At 68.9% G+C, this 19,899-nt stretch carries 21 protein-coding genes and 1 pseudogene; 13 read left to right on the top strand and 9 right to left on the bottom strand.

The features are described 5' to 3' along the window. Positions 1 to 6: 6 nt before the first annotated feature. The gene (gene accC, locus Q0907_RS17315) at positions 7 to 1,374 is read left to right on the top strand and encodes an acetyl-CoA carboxylase biotin carboxylase subunit (protein WP_296281948.1); all 1,368 of its coding nucleotides are present in this window, start codon (positions 7 to 9) and stop codon (positions 1,372 to 1,374) included. A gap of 77 nt (positions 1,375 to 1,451) precedes the next feature. Here the strand turns inward: accC and Q0907_RS17320 are convergent, their stop codons facing one another. Both Q0907_RS17320 and Q0907_RS17325 read right to left on the bottom strand, forming a co-directional pair. After that, positions 1,452 to 1,811 carry a hypothetical protein gene (locus Q0907_RS17320; RefSeq protein WP_296281945.1) on the bottom strand — a complete coding sequence of 120 codons (360 nt, stop codon included), beginning with the start codon at positions 1,809 to 1,811 and terminating at the stop codon, positions 1,452 to 1,454. After that, entirely contained in the window at positions 1,808 to 2,743 is a 936-nt protein-coding gene (locus Q0907_RS17325; protein WP_299347110.1) for a hypothetical protein, read from the bottom strand. Before Q0907_RS17325 ends, Q0907_RS17320 begins: the two co-directional genes overlap by 4 nt. A 135-nt stretch (positions 2,744 to 2,878) precedes the next feature. Here Q0907_RS17325 and prmA point away from each other — a divergent pair, with 135 nt between their 5' ends. From prmA to purD, 6 genes are all read left to right on the top strand, one after another. Then, positions 2,879 to 3,793, top strand: coding sequence for a 50S ribosomal protein L11 methyltransferase (gene prmA, locus Q0907_RS17330; protein ID WP_299347111.1), 915 nt, complete (start codon positions 2,879 to 2,881; stop codon positions 3,791 to 3,793). 49 nt (positions 3,794 to 3,842) lie between these two features. Then, the gene (locus Q0907_RS17335; protein ID WP_299347113.1) at positions 3,843 to 4,766 is read left to right on the top strand and encodes a DUF3426 domain-containing protein; all 924 of its coding nucleotides are present in this window, start codon (positions 3,843 to 3,845) and stop codon (positions 4,764 to 4,766) included. A gap of 120 nt (positions 4,767 to 4,886) precedes the next feature. Continuing rightward, complete coding sequence (gene fis, locus Q0907_RS17340; RefSeq protein WP_296281938.1) at positions 4,887 to 5,159, top strand: DNA-binding transcriptional regulator Fis; 273 nt, start codon at positions 4,887 to 4,889, stop codon at positions 5,157 to 5,159. Positions 5,160 to 5,221: 62 nt separating this feature from the next. Next, the gene (gene purH / locus Q0907_RS17345) at positions 5,222 to 6,808 is read left to right on the top strand and encodes a bifunctional phosphoribosylaminoimidazolecarboxamide formyltransferase/IMP cyclohydrolase (RefSeq protein WP_299347115.1); all 1,587 of its coding nucleotides are present in this window, start codon (positions 5,222 to 5,224) and stop codon (positions 6,806 to 6,808) included. Between the two features lie 44 nt (positions 6,809 to 6,852). Further along, positions 6,853 to 7,281: a hypothetical protein gene (locus tag Q0907_RS17350; protein ID WP_296281935.1), complete on the top strand. Its 429-nt coding sequence runs from the start codon at positions 6,853 to 6,855 to the stop codon at positions 7,279 to 7,281. A 10-nt stretch (positions 7,282 to 7,291) separates the two neighbouring features. Further along, complete coding sequence (gene purD / locus Q0907_RS17355; RefSeq protein ID WP_299347117.1) at positions 7,292 to 8,584, top strand: phosphoribosylamine--glycine ligase; 1,293 nt, start codon at positions 7,292 to 7,294, stop codon at positions 8,582 to 8,584. Between the two features lie 4 nt (positions 8,585 to 8,588). On the opposite strand, the gene Q0907_RS17360 is transcribed toward purD, so the two are convergent. Then, positions 8,589 to 9,695, bottom strand: coding sequence for an NADH:flavin oxidoreductase/NADH oxidase (locus Q0907_RS17360; protein ID WP_299347119.1), 1,107 nt, complete (start codon positions 9,693 to 9,695; stop codon positions 8,589 to 8,591). Between the two features lie 145 nt (positions 9,696 to 9,840). Between Q0907_RS17360 and Q0907_RS17365 the strand changes: the two genes are divergently transcribed. The 4 genes from Q0907_RS17365 to Q0907_RS17380 all read left to right on the top strand — a co-directional run bounded on the left by Q0907_RS17365 (position 9,841) and on the right by Q0907_RS17380 (position 12,929). Further along, positions 9,841 to 11,739, top strand: a complete 1,899-nt coding sequence (locus Q0907_RS17365) for an MFS transporter (RefSeq protein ID WP_299347121.1) — start codon at positions 9,841 to 9,843, stop codon at positions 11,737 to 11,739. Positions 11,740 to 11,852: 113 nt separating this feature from the next. Next, positions 11,853 to 12,140: a CD225/dispanin family protein gene (locus Q0907_RS17370; RefSeq protein ID WP_296281929.1), complete on the top strand. Its 288-nt coding sequence runs from the start codon at positions 11,853 to 11,855 to the stop codon at positions 12,138 to 12,140. Between the two features lie 43 nt (positions 12,141 to 12,183). Next, positions 12,184 to 12,519 (top strand): CD225/dispanin family protein, encoded by a 336-nt coding sequence (locus Q0907_RS17375; protein ID WP_296281928.1) that lies wholly within the window; start codon positions 12,184 to 12,186, stop codon positions 12,517 to 12,519. Then, positions 12,519 to 12,929 carry a DUF2752 domain-containing protein gene (locus Q0907_RS17380; protein WP_296281983.1) on the top strand — a complete coding sequence of 137 codons (411 nt, stop codon included), beginning with the start codon at positions 12,519 to 12,521 and terminating at the stop codon, positions 12,927 to 12,929. Before Q0907_RS17375 ends, Q0907_RS17380 begins: the two co-directional genes overlap by 1 nt. Positions 12,930 to 12,945: 16 nt before the next feature. On the opposite strand, the gene Q0907_RS17385 is transcribed toward Q0907_RS17380, so the two are convergent. The 6 genes and pseudogenes from Q0907_RS17385 to Q0907_RS17410 form a co-directional block, all read right to left on the bottom strand. Beyond that, positions 12,946 to 13,824: a hypothetical protein gene (locus tag Q0907_RS17385; protein WP_299347123.1), complete on the bottom strand. Its 879-nt coding sequence runs from the start codon at positions 13,822 to 13,824 to the stop codon at positions 12,946 to 12,948. 38 nt (positions 13,825 to 13,862) lie between these two features. Then, positions 13,863 to 14,810, bottom strand: a complete 948-nt coding sequence (gene nudC / locus Q0907_RS17390; protein WP_299347125.1) for an NAD(+) diphosphatase — start codon at positions 14,808 to 14,810, stop codon at positions 13,863 to 13,865. Positions 14,811 to 14,830: 20 nt separating this feature from the next. Then, complete coding sequence (gene erpA, locus Q0907_RS17395; RefSeq protein WP_213604616.1) at positions 14,831 to 15,217, bottom strand: iron-sulfur cluster insertion protein ErpA; 387 nt, start codon at positions 15,215 to 15,217, stop codon at positions 14,831 to 14,833. 37 nt (positions 15,218 to 15,254) lie between these two features. Continuing rightward, positions 15,255 to 15,983, bottom strand: coding sequence for a DUF6776 family protein (locus tag Q0907_RS17400; RefSeq protein WP_299347127.1), 729 nt, complete (start codon positions 15,981 to 15,983; stop codon positions 15,255 to 15,257). A 119-nt stretch (positions 15,984 to 16,102) separates the two neighbouring features. After that, positions 16,103 to 16,459: pseudogene (locus Q0907_RS17405) on the bottom strand (polymer-forming cytoskeletal protein); the annotation flags it as partial. A gap of 1 nt (position 16,460) precedes the next feature. After that, the gene (locus tag Q0907_RS17410) at positions 16,461 to 17,195 is read right to left on the bottom strand and encodes a DUF6776 family protein (protein WP_299347129.1); all 735 of its coding nucleotides are present in this window, start codon (positions 17,193 to 17,195) and stop codon (positions 16,461 to 16,463) included. Positions 17,196 to 17,293: 98 nt separating this feature from the next. Here Q0907_RS17410 and Q0907_RS17415 point away from each other — a divergent pair, with 98 nt between their 5' ends. Continuing rightward, the gene (locus tag Q0907_RS17415; RefSeq protein WP_299347131.1) at positions 17,294 to 17,914 is read left to right on the top strand and encodes a DUF4126 domain-containing protein; all 621 of its coding nucleotides are present in this window, start codon (positions 17,294 to 17,296) and stop codon (positions 17,912 to 17,914) included. Positions 17,915 to 17,996: 82 nt separating this feature from the next. Next, the gene (locus tag Q0907_RS17420; RefSeq protein ID WP_299347132.1) at positions 17,997 to 19,898 is read left to right on the top strand and encodes an EAL domain-containing response regulator; all 1,902 of its coding nucleotides are present in this window, start codon (positions 17,997 to 17,999) and stop codon (positions 19,896 to 19,898) included. The last annotated feature ends 1 nt before the right edge of the window (position 19,899 follow it).

A 19,899-nucleotide genomic window follows, 5' to 3' on the forward strand; every position in this document is an offset into this window, starting at 1 on the left:
GGCACCATGCTGGACAAGGTCGTTATCGCCAACCGGGGTGAGATCGCGCTGCGCATCCTGCGCGCCTGCCACACCCTCGGCATCCGCACGGTCGCGGTGCATTCCACCGTCGACCGCAACCTCAAGCACGTGGCCATGGCCGACGAGTCCGTCTGCATCGGCCCGGCCGCCTCGAAGGACAGCTACCTCAACATCCCGGCCATCATCGCCGCGGCCGAGGTGACCGACGCGCAGGCCATCCATCCGGGCTACGGCTTCCTGTCGGAGAACGCCGACTTCGCCGAGCGCGTGGAGCAGTCCGGCTTCATCTTCATCGGCCCGAAGGCGGACACGATCCGCATGATGGGCGACAAGGTGGAAGCCATCCGCGCCATGCAGGCGGCCGGCGTGCCGTGCGTGCCCGGCAGCGGTGGTCCGCTGGGCGACGACATCGTCGCCAATACCCGGATCGCGCGCGAGATCGGCTATCCGGTGATCATCAAGGCCGCGGGCGGCGGCGGCGGCCGCGGCATGCGCGTGGTGCATGTCGAAGGCGCGCTGAAGGCGGCCATCGAGACCACCAAGTCGGAAGCCAAGGCGGCGTTCGGCAACGGCGAGGTCTACATGGAGAAGTTCCTGGAGAATCCGCGCCACGTGGAAATCCAAGTCCTCGCCGACGGCCAGGGCAACGCCATCCACCTGGGCGAGCGCGACTGCTCGATGCAGCGTCGCCACCAGAAGGTGGTCGAGGAAGCACCGGCGCCCGGCATCACCGAGGAACTGCGCAACGAGATCGGCAAGGTCTGCGTGGAAGCGTGCATCCGCATCGGCTACCGCGGTGCCGGCACGTTCGAATTCCTGTTCGAGGACGGCCGCTTCTACTTCATCGAGATGAACACCCGCATCCAGGTGGAGCATCCGGTGACCGAGCGCATCACCGGCATCGACCTGGTCTGCGAACAGCTGCGCATCGCGGCCGGCCACAAGCTGAGCATCAAGCAGTCCGACATCGTGCTGCGCGGCCATGCCATCGAATGCCGCATCAACGCGGAAGACCCGGACACGTTCATGCCGCACCCGGGTCTGATCCAGCATTTCCATCCGCCGGGCGGCCCCGGCGTGCGCGTGGACACGCACATCTACGAAGGCTATCGCGTCCCGCCGAACTACGATTCGATGATCGCCAAGCTGATCGTCCACGGCCCGGACCGCGACACCGCGATCGCGCGCATGCGCGTCGCGCTCAGCGAGATGGTCATCGACGGCATCAAGACGAATATCCCCCTGCAGCAACGCATCATGCGCGACCAGGGCTTCCAGGCCGGCGGCCAGAACATCCACTATCTGGAAAAGCGCCTGGCCGAACGCAAGAACAAGGCGATCTCGCTGGTCTGAGGATTCGCCGCGCCAGACGCACGAAGGGCCGGGATGGCGACTTGCGTTTCAACGTTCGGACGAGGCGACGCGGCGTATTACCGCTCGGGTGCCTGTTGCGTGCCGGGCACCGGGACGGCACCGAGCGGCGAGGACGGATCGGTGATCCGCACCACTTCCGACGACCCGTTGGGCCAGACCACCCTGATCGTGCTGCCCGGCGCCAACGTCGAGAACGGCGTGCCGCTGCGCGCGCGATACAGCGCGGCGACCTGCGCGGCGCCGAGGCGGCGCGCCTCGTCCGGCGCATGGATGGTCATGTGGCCCACCCGCGACAGATCGCGGAACGCGGGGTCGCGTGTTTCGATCACGATCGTTGCCGCCGCGGCGGCATACGCCACCACCACCAGACCCCAGACCAGGAGATTGGCTCCCGGCCGCGTGCGCTTGTATTTCATCCTTCCACTCCCGGGTGGGACAGCAGCGTGCCCACCATCTCGTCCACGTTGTCCCGACCTTGGCGCGGCACACCGGCATCGCGCGCGAAGGTGGTGAAATCCTGCGATTCGTCCTGCGAGCAGATGCCGCCGTTGACGCAGTAGTTGGTCATCATCGTGCCGCCGGGGCTGCAGTCCATGCCGAGCCGGCAGGCCGCCACGCGCCAAGCGATCTCGGTCAGTTCAGTGCCCGACACCTCGCCCAGCGTGTCGCGACGGCCGCTGCCGATCGTGCCCATCGCCGGCGCGATGGCCAGGTAGGCGAACGGATCGCCCGAATCGAGTACGCGCTGCACCAGGTCGCGCTGGTAGTCGTCGCCTTCCCGCAAGGGCTGCTCCATCGCCAGCAGCGCGGCTTCCGCCGCCACGCTGCCGGCCTGCGCCGCCTGCAGGCGACGCGTGAAGACCGTCGCCGACGAGAAACCGTCCGCCGGCATGAAGCGTGCGCAGCGTTGCTGCACGCGCTGGCGGGCGGACAGCATCGCGGCACCATTCGACAGCCCCAGGCCGGCGATCACGCGCGTGTCCTGCGCATAGCCTGCGGGATCGGCCGCGTAGCCCGCGCAGTGATCCTGCACCAGGCTCAACAGCCACATGGCATCGGCATCTCCAGCCGCGGCGAGCACCATGAGTTCGCGCGAATAGGCGAACAGGTCGGTGCTGTCCTCGAACGCGCGCCGCAACGGCGACAAGACCGGCACGGTCCGCGCCGACATGGGGCGCAGCATCGCGTCCGGTGTCGCAAGTGCGGACGGATCCCCGTCGTGCGCAATGGCCGGGGCCTCTCCAGATCCTCCGGCATGCGGCAGCCAACCCGCCTGGCGCAGCGGCATCCACGCCAGCACACCCAGCAGGCCCACCAGCATCATCGGCAGCAGCAGCTTCCGGGGCACGCGTGCATTATCCCGGTGCCCGCCACCCCTTACAACGCGGCGCACGCGCGTCCTTGACCGCGATCACGCGCAGGCGAGGGGCAGCCGCGGTCGCGTGAGACAATCCCGGCCTGTCCATTCCCCCGCCCGGCCGACATGCCCTACCTGGAACTCTCCCTGCGCTGCACCGAAGCCGAGCAGCCGCGCTACGAGAATGCGCTCGACGACGTGGGCGCCCTGTCGGTGACCCTGCTGGATGCCGACGCCGATACCGGCAACGAGCGCGCCATCCTGGAACCCGGCGTCGGCGAGACGCCGCTGTGGAAATCACTGGTGCTGACTGCGCTGTTCGATTCGGACGCCGATGCGCTGACGTTGCTGGCCGCGCTGGAAGCCTTCGATCCGGGACTCGACTGGACGCAGGCGGGTTTCCGCAAGGTCGAGGACGAGGACTGGGAACGCGCATGGCTGGACCAGTTCAAGCCGATGCGCTTCGGCGCACGCACGTTCATCGTGCCGTGGAACCATGAGGTGCCCGAGGAGGCGGGCGACGATGCGGCGATCGTGCGCCTCGATCCCGGGCTGGCGTTCGGCTCCGGCACGCACCCGACCACGGCGCTGTGCCTGCGCTGGCTGGACACGCTCGCGGGCGAGGGCCTGCTGCAGGACCAGCGCGTGCTCGACTTCGGTTGCGGCTCCGGCATCCTCGCACTGGCCGCGCTGAAGCTCGGCGCCGCGCACGCGACCGGCGTCGACAACGATCCTCAGGCCCTGCTGGCGAGCGCCGACAATGCGCAACGCAACGGTGTCGATGCGCATTTCCACGTCTACCTGCCGGATGACGAACCGGCCGCCACCTATCCGGTCGTGGTGGCGAACATCCTCGCGTCGGCGCTCGATGCCCTCGCCGACGTGCTCGCCGCGCGCGTGGCGGTGGGGGGCCGCATAGCGCTGTCCGGCATCCTCAAGGGGCAGGAAGACGAACTGCTGGCCCGCTATGCCCCCTGGTTCGATGCACTGTCCGCCACGCAGGACGGCGACTGGATGCGCATCGACGGCATCCGCCGCTGACGCAGCCGGTCACAACACGCCCGCGGACGAGCATGGTTGAATAGCCGCCATGTTCACGGCCTGCCCGCACTGCCAGTTCCTTGTCGCCCGCGATCCGCGCTCCGGCGCGACGCCGGCGGACTGTCCGCGCTGCGGCAAGGCGCTGGTCACGAAGGATGATGTCGCCACGCCGGCCCCCAGCTTCGTGACTCTGTTGCACGCCGCGCCGGATCCCGTATCGGCTGCATCGGGGCCGGACGCATCCGACGCAGCGGCGGGTGAGCAGGAAGCCTCGCCTGCGACGTCCGCGCCGTCGATGGACGCGCCTGCCCAGATGATCGGCGAGGAGACGCCACCACTCCCGCCTGCGATCGACGAAGACGCGATCACGCCGCGCGATCCTGCCTCCGCTGGTTCCCACGCGCCCGCAACCGCAACCGCAACCGCCAGCACGCTCGACGTACCCGTCGCGCGCAAGGCGACAGGGCCCCGCTTCCTTCATCGGACACGCACCACGCCGGTGCATGCGAAGCGCGCGCGCCTGCAGTGGGCCATCGTCGCCGCGCTATCGGCGCTGCTGTGCATGCAGGTCATCGTCGCGGACCGCGCGAGGCTCGCGATGCAGGCCGGCTGGCGGCCCATCGTCGTTGCGCTGTGCGGCATCGCCCGCTGCGACGTACCGATCTGGCGCGAACCCGCTGCGTTCACCATGCTCAGTCGCGACGTCCGCCCGCTGCTGGACACGCCCGGCACCTTGCTGGCGCAGGCCACGTTCCGCAATGAAGCGCGCTGGGCGCAGGGCTGGCCCATCATCCTGCTGACGCTGAAGGATGCGGATGGGCGCACGCTGGGCGCACGCGCCCTGCGACCAGAGGAATACCTGGCCGAAGGCGAGGCAGTCACCGCCATCGGCCCCGGCCAGAGTGCACAGGTCGCCGTGCGCATACGCGAGCCCAGCGCCAGCGTCGTCGCGTTTTCCTTCGACTTCCGTTAAACGCGCGGGTTCATGAAAAAAGCGGATGCATGCGCCGCGATCAGGCGCTAGACTCGTCCCCCCGCCGAATACCCACAAGCACAAGGCGGCACCTGCTTCCGTAGCGCCCAGGGGATCCGTTTGAACGCTGCCTCCACACGCCAGGACACGCCTCGCACCGCGTCGCGCCCGCCGTTGCGCGAGCATGTCGCGCAGTCCGTGCGCCGCTACCTGCGCGACCTGGACGGCTGCGAAGCCGATGATGTGTACGAGATCGTGCTGCGCGAGATGGAAATCCCGCTGTTCGTGGAAGTGCTGAACCATTGCGACGGCAACCAGAGCCGCGCGGCCGCCATGCTCGGCATCCATCGCGCAACGCTGCGCAAGAAGCTCAAGGATTACGGGCTGGCCTGAGGCACCGGACGCCGTGCTGCAGCGCGTTATAATTCGCGCCCCGCTCCGCACCGTCGTCCTCCATGACTCCTGATCTCCAGCCCGTGCGTCGGGCGCTGTTGTCCGTTTCCGACAAGACCGGCCTGCTCGAGCTGGCTCGCGCGCTGGCGGCGCGCGATGTCGAACTCTTGTCCACCGGCGGCACCGCCAGGACACTGCGTGACGCGGGCCTGGCCGTGCGCGATGTCGCCGACGTCACCGGCTTCCCGGAAATGATGGATGGCCGGGTCAAGACGCTGCACCCCAAGGTGCACGGCGGACTGCTGGGACGTGCCGGCACCGACGACGCGGTGATGGCCGAACACGGCATCGGCGCGATCGACCTGCTGGTGCTGAACCTGTATCCGTTCGAATCGGTCACCGCGAAGGCCGACTGCACGATGGCGGACGCGGTGGAGAACATCGACATCGGTGGCCCGGCCATGCTGCGCTCGGCCGCGAAGAACTTCGCGCGCGTCGCCGTCGCGACCGATCCGTCGCAGTACGCCGGCCTGGTGGCCGAACTCGACGCCAACGATGGAGCGCTGTCGGCGGACACCCGTTTCGCGCTGTCGGTGGCGGCGTTCAACCGCGTGGCGCAGTACGACGCGGCGATCAGCAACTACCTGTCCGCGATCACCGATACCTCTGTCGCGGTACCGGTGCGCAGCGCCTTCTCCGCGCAGGCGAACGGCAGCTTCGTCAAAGTCATGGACCTGCGCTACGGCGAGAATCCGCACCAGCAGGCCGCGTTCTATCGCGACCTGTATCCCGCGCCCGGCTCGCTGGCCACGTTCGAGCAGTTGCAGGGCAAGGAGCTCAGCTACAACAACATCGCCGACAGCGATGCGGCATGGGAATGCGTGCGCCAGTTCGACGCGCCGGCGTGCGTGATCGTCAAGCACGCCAACCCCTGCGGCGTGGCGGTAGGCGTGGCCTGCGGCGACGCCTACGAGCTGGCTTACGCCACCGACCCGACCAGCGCGTTCGGCGGCATCATCGCGTTCAACCGCACGCTGGATGCGGCCACGGCGAAGGTCATCCTGGATCGCCAGTTCGTCGAAGTCCTGATCGCGCCGGACTACGAGCCCGCCGCCCTCGACTACGCGACGAAGAAGGCCAACGTGCGCGTGCTGCGCATCCCGATGGCGGCTGCCTCGCCCGGCTTCATCGACACCAAGCGCATCGGCTCCGGCCTGCTGCTGCAGACGGCCGACGACCGCGTTGTGACACGCGACGAATTGAAGGTGGTTACGAAACTCGCGCCGACCGACGCGCAGTTCACCGACCTGCTGTTCGCCTGGAAGGTCGCCAAGTTCGTGAAGTCCAACGCCATCGTCTATGCGAAGGACCATCGCACCATCGGTGTCGGCGCCGGCCAGATGAGCCGCGTGTATTCGGCGCGCATCGCCGGCATCAAGGCGGCCGATGCGAACCTCGTGGTCGAGGGTTCGGTGATGGCCAGCGATGCCTTCTTCCCGTTCCGCGACGGCATCGACGCCGCCGCCGCCGCCGGCATCAGGGCGGTGATCCAGCCGGGTGGCTCGATGCGCGACAGCGAGGTGATCGCCGCGGCGGACGAGCACAGCATCGCGATGGTGTTCACCGGCGTCCGCCACTTCCGCCACTGAGATTCTTCGCCACGTCATCGGGCATTCGAGGAGCAGCGCAGGCCATGACTCGCAACGTATCCACCGTGCTGGCGTCGATGATCGCGGCGTGTGCCCTGGCCGGATGCTCGGACACGCGGCAGCCCGTGCAGGAAGCGAGGACGCGGATCGCCGCTACCTTGCCGGCGCCCTACTTCGAGGACCTGGTCACCGAATCGGTGTCCGTCGACGGCGACCGCCTGGTCCTGCTGGTGCGCAGTCCGGCCGGCAGCGCCGCGAAGACGCGCGGCGCCCCCGGCTTCGACGCACTGAAGGACAGTGAGCAGGCCGCGCTGCGCGACCTGTGCGGACGTCCCGAGATCATGCCGCTGCTCGATACCGAAGCGGTGCTCGTACGCCGCTTCGTGGACCGCGAAGATGTCCTGTTCTTCGAAGTCGCCCTCCCCGCGCGCGCCTGCGCGAGCCCGCCGGCCGACGCGCCGGCCCAGCCCTGAGGAAAGCCCCTTGAAAGTCCTGGTGATCGGTTCCGGCGGTCGTGAGCACGCGCTGGCGTGGAAGCTGGCGCAGTCGCCGCGCGTGGACGAGGTGATCGTGGCGCCCGGCAACGCCGGCACCGCGACCGAGGCCAAGTGCCGCAACGCCGCCGTCAAGGCCAATGACATCGAAGGCCTGCTTGCGCTGGTGCGGGCCGAAGGCGTGGGCCTGACCGTGGTCGGCCCCGAAGTGCCGCTGGTGGCCGGCGTGGTGGACCGCTTCCGCCTGGCCGGGCTGCGCATCTTCGGCCCCACGGCGGCAGCGGCACAGTTGGAAGGCAGCAAGGCGTTCGCCAAGGACTTCCTCGCACGCCACGGCATCCCGACCGCGTTCTACGCGGTGCATACCGAGGTGGACGCCGCACTGGCGTACCTCCGGGAGAAAGGCGCCCCGATCGTGGTCAAGGCCGACGGCCTGGCAGCGGGCAAGGGCGTCATCGTGGCGATGACCTTGCAGGAAGCCGAAGACGCGGTGCGCGACATGCTGTCGGGCAATGCCTTCGGCGACGCCGGTGCGCGCGTGGTGATCGAGGAATTCCTGGACGGCGAAGAAGCCAGCTTCATTTCGATGGTGGATGGCAACACCGCCCTGCCGATGGCGACGAGCCAGGACCACAAGCGGGTGGGCGACGGTGATACCGGCCCCAACACGGGGGGCATGGGCGCCTATTCGCCGGCGCCGGTGGTCACGGCGGACGTGCATGCGCGCGTGATGCGCGAGGTGGTGAATCCCACCGTGCAGGGCATGCTCGCCGACGGCGTGCCGTTCACCGGGTTCCTGTATGCGGGACTCATGATCGATGCGGCCGGCGCGCCCAAGGTCATCGAATTCAACGTGCGCTTCGGCGACCCGGAAACGCAGCCGGTGATGCTGCGCCTGAAGTCCGACCTGGTGGAGCTGGTCGAAGCGGCCATCGACGGCCGCCTGGACGCCGCCGAGGCGCAGTGGGATCCACGCCCGTCGCTCGGCGTGGTGATGGCCGCTTCGCCATACCCGGAGACGCCGGTGACGGGCGACGTGATCCTCGGGCTGGACGAGGTGCCGGCCACGGCCAAGGTCTTCCATGCCGGTACCGCGCTGGATGCCGAAGGTCGCGTGGTCAGCGCCGGCGGGCGCGTGCTGTGCGTCGCCGCGCTGGGCGATTCGGTGTCCGATGCGCAACGACATGCGTACGCGGGCGTGGACAAGGTGCGATGGACGAACGAGTTCCACCGCATCGACATCGGCTGGCGCGCGATCGCGCGCGAACGCGCGGACGGTTGACCGTCTACTCCGCCTGCACGAAACTCGCCGCGTGCTCGCGCGGCGCACTGCGCAGGTATTGCGGCGCGACGGCGACCTTCGCCCCCAGCGCTGCGGCGGCATGCCACGGCCAGCGCGGGTCGTAGAGGATGCCGCGCGCGATGGCGATCGCGTCGGCCCGGTCCTGCACCAGGAGGTCTTCGGCCTGCTGCGGTTCGGTGATCAGGCCGACGGCGATGACCGGCATCGCCACCTCGCGCTTGATCGCCTCGGCGAAGGGCACCTGGTAGCCCGGCCCCAGCGCGATCCGCTGCGCCGGATGCAGGCCGCCGCTCGATACATGGATGAAATGGCAGCCGCGCGCATCCAGCGCCTTCGCCAGCACGAGGCTCTGCGCGAGATCCCACCCGCCGTCGACCCAGTCGGTGGCCGAGATGCGGATACCGACCGCCACCGACGCCGGCACGGCAGCCTTGACGGCGTCGAACACCTGCAGCGCGAGGCGCATGCGACTTTCCAGCGTGCCGCCGTAGGCGTCATCGCGCTGGTTGCTCAACGGCGACAGGAACTGGTGCAGCAGATAGCCGTGCGCGGCGTGGATCTCGATCAGTTGCAGCCCGAGTCGCACGGCGCGACGCGCACTGTCGGCGAACGCGGCGACGACGGCATCGATGCCGGCCTGGTCCAGCGCGTCCGGCGCATGCTGGCCCTCGGCGTAGGCGACCGGCGAAGCCGACACTGTCTGCCAGCCGTGCGGTGCGTCCGGCGCGATCTGCGCGCCGTGGTGGTCCCAGGGACGATGCGTGGACGCCTTGCGGCCGGCGTGCGCCAGTTGCACGCCGATCGGCATGCTCGAGTAGCGGCGCGTCGCCGCCAGCGCGTTGGCGAACGCGGCTTCGGTGGTGTCGTCCCACAGGCCGAGGTCCGCCCAGCTGATGCGGCCGCGCGCTTCAACGGCGGTGGCCTCGATGATCGCCAGGGCGGCACCGGACTGCGCGAGGTTGGGCCAATGGAAGGCGTGCCATGCGGTGGCGCGGCCTTCCTCCGAGGAGTACTGGCACATCGGCGCAATGACGATGCGGTTGGAAAGCGACAGCGGCCCCAGCGCGAGGGGCGAGAACAGGCGACTCATGGACGGGGCGATACCGGACGACGTGGGGCGGCCACTATCCCCCTGCCCCCTCTGCCCTTCAATGCCATCGACGGAACACTGTCGGGCGCAGCGGCGCGCATCGCCATCGCGATTTGCTAGGCTGCGCGCAACCCACGGAGGGCGCATGTCCAGCCACAGCCAGTTTTCGCTGCTGACGCAACGGCGGTTCCTGCCGTACTTCACCGTCCAGGCGCTCGGCGCCTTCAACGACAACGTGTACCGGCAGGCGATCATCGGCCTGCTGATCTTCCTGGGCGCCAGCACCGACGAACGCGCGCTCTACGCCGTCATCGCGCCGGCCATCTTCATCCTGCCGTATTTCCTGTTCTCGGCAATCGCCGGCCAGATCGCGGAGAAACTGGAGAAGCACCGCCTGATCGTGATCACCACGACGATGGAGATCGTGATCATGTCGCTGGCCGCGGTGGGCTTCCTGCTGCAGAACATGCCGGTGCTGCTGGTCGCCCTGTTCTGTACCGGCGTGCAGTCCACGTTGTTCGGACCGGTGAAGTATTCCGTGCTGCCGTCGATCCTCAAGCCGGAGGAGCTGACAGGCGGCAACGGCCTGGTCGAGATGGGCACGTCGATCTCGATCCTGTGCGGCATGATCGCCGGCGGCATGATCTTCCAGGTGGCCGGCGCCCACGGCCCGCAGGCGGCCGCCGTCGCCATCGTGCTGCTCGCGTTGCTGGGCAACGCGTTGTCGCGGCTGATCCCGCGCATGGATGCCGGCGCGCCGGACCTGAAGATCAACTGGAATCCGATCCCCGAGTCGCTGGTCGTGCTGCGCATGGCCAAACAGCAACTGGCCGTGCGCAACGCCATCCTGGGCGTGTCGTGGTTCTGGTTCTTCGGCACGCTGCTGACCTCGCAGCTGCCCACGTATGCCGAACTGCATCTCGGTGCGCCGGGCGATTCCGCCACGCTTTACGTGGCGGCACTGGCACTGTTCTCCGTCGGCACCGGCATCGGCTCGCTGCTGTGCGAGAAACTGTCCGGCCGCACCGTCGAGATCGGCCTGGTGCCCGTCGGCGCGGCCGGCATGACGGCCTTCCTGCTGGACCTGTATTTCGCGCGCCCCGGCCTGGCGCCGGTCGGAGGACTGGACCTGGCGCAGTTCGTGCGCCAGCCCGGCAGCGTGCGCATCATCATTGATCTGGTGGGTATCGGCCTGTTCACCGGCATCTTCGTGGTGCCGCTGTTCGCGCTGATCCAGAGCCGCACGCGCGCCTCTGAGATGGCGCGCGTGTTCGCGGCGCTGAACATCCAGAACTCCGGCTTCATCGTGCTGGCGGCCTTGACGGGTCTCGCCCTCCAGCGAGGGCTGGACTGGACCAGTCCGCAGATGTTCCTCGCGCTGGCCATCGCCAACGCCGCGGTCGCCATCTGGATCTTCACGATCGTGCCCGAGTTCCTGATGCGTTTCCTCAGCTGGGTGCTGGTGCGCGCGCTGTACCGGCTGCGCCTCCACGGCATCGAGAAGAACGTCCCCGACGAAGGCCCGGCACTGATCGTCTGCAACCATGTCAGCTACATGGACGCGCTGATCCTGGCGGCCACGATCCCGCGCCCGGTGCGCTTCGTCATGTACTACAAGATCTTCAACATCCCGGTGATGAGCTGGATCTTCCGCACCGCCAAGGCCATCCCGATCGCCGGGGCCCGGGAGAATCCCGAACTCATGCAGCGCGCGTTCGAGGAGATCGACGCGGCGCTGGCCGAGGGCGAGATCGTGGGCATCTTCCCGGAAGGCGCGTTGACGAAGGACGGCGAGATCGCCGCGTTCAAGTCGGGCGTCGAGAAGATCCTCGAGCGGCGCCCGGTCCCCGTCGTGCCGATGGCGCTGAAGGGCATGTGGGCCAGCATGTGGAGCCGGCGCGACTCGCGGCTCGGCCGCATGCGCGTACCACGGCGATTCCGCGCGCACGTCGAGGTCATGGCCGGCGAGCCGATGGACGGCGCGACCGTGGATGCGGACGCGCTGGAGGCGAAGGTGCGCGCGTTGCGGGGCGATGCCGCGTGATGCTTCCGCAGCGCCGGGTTACCGGCTAGGCTGACGGCAGGGGCTTCTTCCATCACGCGTCACCGCGCACGGCGGCGGCCCCGCCCTGCCCTCCGTCTTTCCGCGAGAACCGCATGAGCAGCCTGCCGCCCTCCACGCACGGACCCTATGTTCCCAACCATCTGGTATGGGCCATCCTCACCACGCTGTTCTGTTGCCTGCCGCTGGGCATCGTCTCGATCGTGTTCGCCGCACAGGTGGATGGAAAGCGGGCGGCAGGCGATCTGGCCGGTGCGCAGGACGCGTCGCGGAAGGCGTTGAACTGGGCGATCGCCTCGGCGCTGATCGGCCCGATCCTGATGGCGCTCTGGTTCTTTTTGTTCGGCGGTCTGGCACTATTGGGCGGCATGAGCGGCATGTAGGCCGACTCGCACGACCCTCCATCCCTGCACAAGGAAAGCCTGCATGAGCGCCGTACCTCCCATGCCCTCGTCGTCCACGCCGGACAGCGTACCCAACCATCTCGCATGGGCCATCGTGTCCACCGTACTGGCGACCTGCCTGTGCTGCCCGCTCGGCCTGATCGGCATCGTCGCGATCGTGTTCTCGTCGCAGGTGAACGGCAAGCTCAACCAGGGCGACCTAGAAGGCGCGCGCCGCGCGTCCGCCAACGCCAAGACCTGGTGCTGGGTGGCCACTGCGTTCGCCATCATCGGCCTGCTGCTCAACATCATCATGATCGCCACCGGCGGCATGGAGCAGTACATGGAGATGATGCAGCAGATGCAACAGATGCAGTGATCGCGCTGCGACCCCTGCACTACGCGGCATTGACGGCGGCGGCCCTGGTGGCCGCCGCTGGCGTATGGCTGCTGCTGACGTTCGATCCCAATGCCGCGGACAGCCCGTTCCCGGGCTGCATGTTCCGCGCACTGACCGGTTATTTCTGCGTGGGATGCGGCCTGACCCGCGCCCTGCACGCACTGGTCCACGGCGACCTGGGGCGCGCCTTCGCGATGAATCCGCTCGCGGTGCTGCTGTTGCCGGCGATCCCGATGATGATCGCGCACGGACAGGGCTGGCGCCCGCGTGCGCTCGAACCGGTGATGCGCGTCCTGCTGGCGCCCCGCTTCTGGCTGGTGCTGTTGCCGGCATACTGGATCGCGCGCAACCTGCCGTGGTTTCCCTTCACGCTGCTCGCGCCGGGCTGACGCTGCACACGCTGGCTCAGCTGACCCAGCCGCCGATCACGAACACTGCCAGCGTCGCCAGCCACAGCAGCAGGATGCGCCACACCAAGCTCATCGCATCGCGCAGTTCGGGCAGGTCGCGCATGGCCTGCACCATGCCCTCCTCCGCATATTCCTCGGCCTCCTCCGCCAGCTCGCCGCGCACGCTTGCGCGGGCGGCGTGCGGCAGGAAGCCCGTGTCCAGGCGGAAACGCGTGCCGCCCGCTTCACGCCATGCGGTGAACACCGTATCGAAGTTGCCCACCAGCGCCATCGCGAGCGTCATCAATTGCGCGACCGGCCACTCGAGTGCCGTCGTCAGCACCTGCGTCCCGCGCCGGTTCTGCTCCGGCAGGGCCTCCGAAGCGCGGCTGTGCACCGCAAGCCGATAGAGCATCGCCCCCACCGGGCCGAGCAGCAGGAACCAGAACAGCACGCCAAACCAGCGGCGCAATGCATTGGCGAACACGGCCTCCACCAGCGCGGGACCATCCAGCGCCGCCGTCTCGCCCGTCAAGCCGAGGCGCGCGATGGCGGCGCGACGGCTCGGGGCGTCGTGCGCATCGATGACGGCTTCGACGTCGACATCGAGATCGCGGGGACCCCACGCATAGACCAGGACCGCGATATCGAACACCAGGCCCACGAGTCCGTAGACCGGTCCATCGAGCAGCCACTGCAGCAGCGCGACCACCAGCAGCACCGGCACCAGCGCCAGTGCGATGCCATGGCGTGCCTGCCACGCGCCGCCCGCCGATTCGCCCAGCCAGTGAAGCCACGCGTCGTACCACGCGTACCGACGGAGCGAGGCGACCAGCGTAGGCGCGACATGGCCCAGCACCAGCGCAAGCACGACGGCAACGAGCGTGATCGACATGCGGGCTCCTCCGGCCGGGATTCTAGCGTGGGGGGCTGTTAACGCCCGGTCTCGGCTGCCGTGGGCGCGAGGCGCGCGCGCATGCCGGCGTGCCAGTGCTCGATCAGCGCGCGCGCGATCGAAATCGACGGCGACAACAGCAGGCCCTCGCCGTCGTCGCTGCCCTCGCGCGCGAGCGCGGCGTCGATCTCATCGAACGAGAACCAGCGCGCGTCCTCCAGCTCGCCGTCGACCTGCGGCAGGTCGGGTTCGGCGTCGGCACAGAAGCCCAGCATCAACGCACCCGGAAAGGGCCACGGTTGCGCACCCAGGTAATGGCACGATCGCACCCGCACCCTGGTTTCCTCCATCACTTCGCGGGCGACGGTCTGCTCGAGCGTCTCGCCGGGTTCCACGAAACCGGCGACGACCGAATAGCGACGTGGCGGCCACGATGCCTGTCGGCCGAGCAGCAGGCGCTCGCCGTCGCTCACCGCAACGATCACGGCGGGGTCGACGCGCGGATAGTGGTCTTTGCCGCACTGGGTGCAGTGCGCGATGTACCCGGCCCGGCGGAACGTGATGTCACCGCCACAGGCACTGCAGAAACGGGTCGACGACTGCCAATGCAGCAGCGCGCGCGCCATCGCGAAAACACCCGACTCGAATGCGGGCCAGGTCGCCGCCGCACGCCGCAGGTCACGCCATGCGGGCGCTTCCACCGCATGGTGGCGGGCATGCGCGGCGAACCACGCCACGCCGTCGCGCACGCCAAGGAAGAGGCTGGCGCCGGGACCCCCGCCCAAGGATGCGCCTGCGCTGGCCAGCAGCGCACCGTCGGCATCCGCCATCGCGCGCCCTTCATCGTCCAGCACCAGCACGCGCGCGTCCGGCCACAGGCGCGCCAGCGCGTCGGCGTCGTCGCGCAAGGCGTCGGCGCGGTCCAGCGTGTCGCCCGCGAAGGCGAACCCGGAAAGCGGTGCAGAAAGGGAAGCGTGACCTGTCACGGAACGCGGCAGGCCGAGCGTCACATGCTGAAACTGCTGCCGCAGCCGCAGGTGGTCTTGGCGTTCGGGTTGCGGATGACGAACTGCGCACCCTGCAGGCTTTCGCTGTAGTCCACCTCGGCACCCATCAGGTATTGCAGGCTCAGCGGATCCACCAGCAGCGACACGCCATCGGTATCCACGGCGACATCGTCTTCCGCACGGTTTTCGTCGAACTCGAACCCGTACTGGAATCCCGAGCACCCGCCGCCCTGGATGTAGACGCGAAGGGCGAGCGAATCGCTGCCTTCTTCCTGGATCAGCTCGCGCACCTTGGCGGCCGCCGCCGGCGTGAAGTTCAGCGGGCGGTCGATCGACTGGTAATCGGGCGCGGCCGCGGCAGTGGGCAGGGAAACGACGGTGGTCATGCGGCAAGGATGGGGGCTGGCGGAAGGCAGTTCAAGTTCAGCGCGTGCCGGCGCCTTCGCCGGCACCTTTCTTCGCCGACGCCTGCGCCCACGGGAACGACTGTTCCACGGCCGCGCCACTCTGCGGCACGACACGGGCGATGACGCGCACGGGCTTGAAACCGGGCGGCAGCAGCAGGTCGCCCTCGACCTGCTGGAAATACTTGAACGAGTACGGTACGCCCGGTGCATTCGGTTGCTGCCGCAGGTCGGCCCAGGCCAGGCGGCGCAGCTTGCCGGCCTCGGTCCCTTCCACGGACACCAGCAGGCGGCCCGCATTCACGGCGCCGCGGTTGAGGTTCTGCGTGAGCGTGGCGGTGAAGTGCCAGGCCTGTTCGTCCTGCGGCTGCAGGATGAGCTCGTGCACCGACAGGCCGCGACGTTGCGCGGTGGCACCGACGAACCGTTCGTAAAACGCGACATCGGCGCGAAGGCCGGCGATTTCCTCGTCGCGCTCGGACAGGGTGGCCTGCAGGTCGCGGTTGGCGTCGCGGCTGATCTGGTCGGAGCGGGACAACGTGGCGACCTGCTGCTCGAGCACCTCGATGCGCTGTTGCTGGACCCGCAGTTGCGCGGGCGTAGGGCCCGGCTCCGCGTCGCCCGCCAGCGCGTGCCACAGCGCCCAGCCGCCCAGCACGAGTACGCCGCCCAGCACCGAGAGCGCGATGACCGGCCCCCGTTTGAAACGGGGCGGAGGTACGTTCGGCGGGACGGGCCTAGCGTTCATGGCCGCAGGATAGCGCGGCCGTTCCCAGCGGGCTCTGAATGGCGCCGTCAGGCGTCGGCGGTGGCCCAGGCGTCGGTCGGTGCCGCTTCGTGCGCGCCGGTGTCCGCGGGCACCGCGTCGGCATGCACCAGCCGCCCCGTGAGTTGCGCACCGGCAGTCATCTCGACCACCTTGTAGTGCAGGTTGCCCTGCACGCGCGCCTTGGCGGCCAGTTCGATGCGCTCAAGGGCATGGACATCGCCGGTCATGCGCCCGTTGATCACCACCACCGGCACCTGCACCTCGCCTTCGATGCTGCCCTGTTCGGCAAGGGTCAGCACCGCACGACCGCCGGCTTCGGCGATCACCTTGCCCTGGATGTGGCCTTCCACGTACAGGCCACCACTGAACACGACGTCGCCCCGGATGGTGACCTGCGGACCGATCAGGGTGTCGATGGCGCCTACGTCGGGACGGATGGGCTTGGGCTTGAACATCTCACTTGCCTCCTGCGGCTGTGGCGGTCTTCCAGTCGAGGGCCTGCTCCACCGCCGCGTCCTCGCCATGCAACGACACCTTGACGCGTTGCGGGGTGAAGTCCGGCGGCAGCATCACGTTGCCATCCAACTGCTGGAAATAACGGAAGGAATACGCCTGCGCCGGGGCGCTGCGCTGCTGGTGCAGCTCGTCCCACTGCACCGTGGCCAGCTTGCCGGCGCGGACCCCTTCGACGATGAAGCGCATCTGGCCCTGGCTGATCGCGCCGCGGTTCATGGTCTGGGTCAGCATGATCTGGTAGCGCCAGGTGCCGCCGGCTTCAGGCGCGAATTCGGCAACGTGGACACTCAGGCCCTTGCGCTGGCTGGTCGATCCGACCAGACGCTCGTAGAACGCGATGTCCGCGCGCAGCGCGGCGATTTCCTCGTCGCGCTCGGCCAGACCCTCCTGCACTTCGGCATTGGCCGCGCGGCTGATCTGGTCTGAGCGGGCCAGCGTGGATTCGCGCTGGCGCAGGGTGGTCAGTTCGGCGCTCACCGCCTCGAGTTCGCGCTCGGCCTGGGTGCGCGCCGCATCGGCCTGCGCCAGCCGCGGCGCGGCGGTGTGGCTGGCTACCCACCAGACCGCGCCAAGACTGGCCACCCACGCCACCAGGAAGAGCAGCGAGGTGCCGCGGCGGCGTACGGCCGCGTCGCGCGGCACGATCCGGAAGCGGGAAGGAACAGGCGCAGGCATGACGGACAAGCGGCGGACGGCGCTCAGCCGGCAGCCACACGGGACCCCTATACTCGCCGCAGTGGCGCGAGCCCAAGAGTCTAACGGGAGTGGCCGGGATGTCCGAAGCGCATCTTTTCGTAATTGGGATCCTGTTGGCATGGATGGCGGGGATCCGCGTCTACCTGACGGTGTTCGGCGTCGGCCTGGCCGGCGCGCTGGGTTGGCTCGACTTGCCCCCCGCGTTGCAGGCGACCGAATCGTGGTGGGTGCTGGGCACTTCCGGTGCGCTGGCGCTGACGGAGTTCTTCGCCGACAAGATCCCGGGCGTGGACTCCGGTTGGGACCTGCTGCAGACCCTGGCCCGGGTGCCTGCCGGCGCCTTCCTCGCGGCCGCCACGCTGTCGCCGGACGGCCAGCTCAGCGGGGGCGTGCTGGCGGCCGGAGCCGGGGTCGCCCTGACAAGCCACGTGCTCAAGAGCGGCACACGCGCACTCATGAACACGTCGCCCGAGCCGGTCAGCAACTGGGCTGCGTCGGTCACCGAGGACGCGGTCGTGGTCGGCGGGCTGGCCTTGGCCTTTGCGCACCCCTGGATTGCGTTGCTGCTGGTGATCGGGACGTCGCTGCTGATCGCGGCGGCCGTCTGGTGGGTCTGGCGCAAGCTTGCGCGTGGCGTGAAGCGTCTGCTGCAGGCCGCGCCCCCGGCACATGCCTCGCCCCCGGCCTCCGGCCCGTGACAGGCGCCGGTGCATCGGTAATCATGACTCCGCCTCGGTCGTGAACTTCATCGCATAATGGGGCTCAGCTTGGGGAAGCCTGATGTCCACGCTCGATGCCACATCCCGCCCGCAGGACGAGCCTTCACGCTCACGCCTGCGGGCCGAAACACCACCGGCGCACCATTGGCGCCGCTGGGTGGACGATGCCGCCCCTGAGGACGCGGCGGATGCCCCTGGAGCCGGAGAGCCCGTCGAGATGACCCAGACGCCACCGCCCCCGCCTGTCGCCGCCCCGGCCGCTGCGCCTGCCGCGCCCACGGATGCGACCGCGCCCGCCCCGCCGCCGGAGCCGGTCGATCCGGAATCCCCGTATCGCGTGCTGATCGTCGAAGACGATCGCGGCCAGGCCCTGTTCGCCCAGAGCGTGCTGCACGGCGCCGGCATGCAGGCCGAAGTGCAGATGCAGTCCGACGGCCTGCTGGACACCATGCGCCGCTTCCGTCCGGACCTGGTGCTCATGGACCTGCACATGCCCGGCAAGGACGGCATGTCGCTGACCATGCTGCTGCGGCAGCAGCCGGAGTACCTGCACCTGCCGATCGTGTTCCTGACCGGTGATCCCGACCCGGAACGCCAGTTCGAGGTGCTCGAAAGCGGCGCCGACGATTTCCTCAACAAGCCGATCCGGCCCCGGCACCTGATCGCCGCGGTCTCCAACCGCATCCAGCGCGCGCGCCAGCGCAGCCAGGCACTGCAGGCGCCGCGGCCGTCGGTGAATACCGACACCGGCCTGCCGACGCGCAGCTTCGTGCTGCAGCAACTGGCGGACTCGCTGCAGCGCCAGTCGCGCGGCGGCCTGTTCTTCGTCGAGGTCAACAGCGCGTTGAGCCTGCGCGAGCGCTACGGCTACGCGGTGTTCGAGCACCTGATGAACCAGGCCGGCCGGCAACTGGCCTCCGTCGCGTCGCCGCATCCGGTGGCGCGCCTGAACGACAACAGTTTCCTGATGCTGGCCGACAGCGTCGACGAAGCCACGCTCGCCGCGCTCGCGCAGCAACTGCGCGACGGCCTGGCGGGCCACGATTTCCAGACGCGTCCCAACGAAGTCCTCAAGCTCCGCGGCTCGGTCGGGTACACCGCGCTGTCGCTCGGCTTCGCCGACGCCGGCAGCGCGCTGGAGGCCATCGAACGCGCGGTCCTGCAGGCACGCCTGAAGCCCGACAGCCTAGCCGAATTCGTGCCTGCCGAAGTCGACGACGACGCGCCCCGCATTTCGCTGGAGGACGGCCAGTTCGAACTCGCCTACCAGCCGATCGTCGCCGTCGCCGGCAGCGACCAGGCGCAGTACCAGGTGCTGCTGCGCATGCGCCAGCCCGACGGCTCGCTGCTGCCGGCATCGCAGGTGATCCCGGCCGCCGAACTGGCCGGCGGCATCGCCCAGATCGACCATTGGGTGCTGGAACACGCGCTGTACGTGCTGGCCGAACGGCAAGCGGCCGGTCCTTCGCTGCGCCTGTTCGTTTCGCAGTCGCCGCGCTCGCTCGCGCGCGAATCGCATGCGCAGTGGCTGCTCGACGCGCTGCGCGCGCGCGGCATCGAAGGCACGTCGCTGGTCATCGACCTGCGCCTGGCCGATGCGCTGATCCATACCGTCACCCTTCGCCAGTTCTGCCAGCAGCTGATGCCAGCCGGCGTGCAGTTCTGCCTCAGCCAGTTCGAACCCGGCGCGGAAGCCGACGCCCTGCTCACGCAGCTGCCGCTGGGCTTCGTCCGCGTTTCCAGCAAATACGCCAGCGCGCATGCGGATCCGGTGCTGCGCGACCAGCTGCGCGGCATCATCGACAACGCCCACCGCCAGGGATTGCAGGTGATCGGCCAGCAGATCGAAGACCCCCAGGCCGCGGCCGCCATGTGGATGGGCGGCGTCGACTTCATCCAGGGCAACCTGGTGCAGGCGGTCGGCAGCGAACTCGGCTTCGATTTCCACAACGCGGTGCTGTAAC

This window comes from uncultured Pseudoxanthomonas sp. (assembly GCF_947498795.1).
Lineage (GTDB): Bacteria > Pseudomonadota > Gammaproteobacteria > Xanthomonadales > Xanthomonadaceae > Pseudoxanthomonas_A.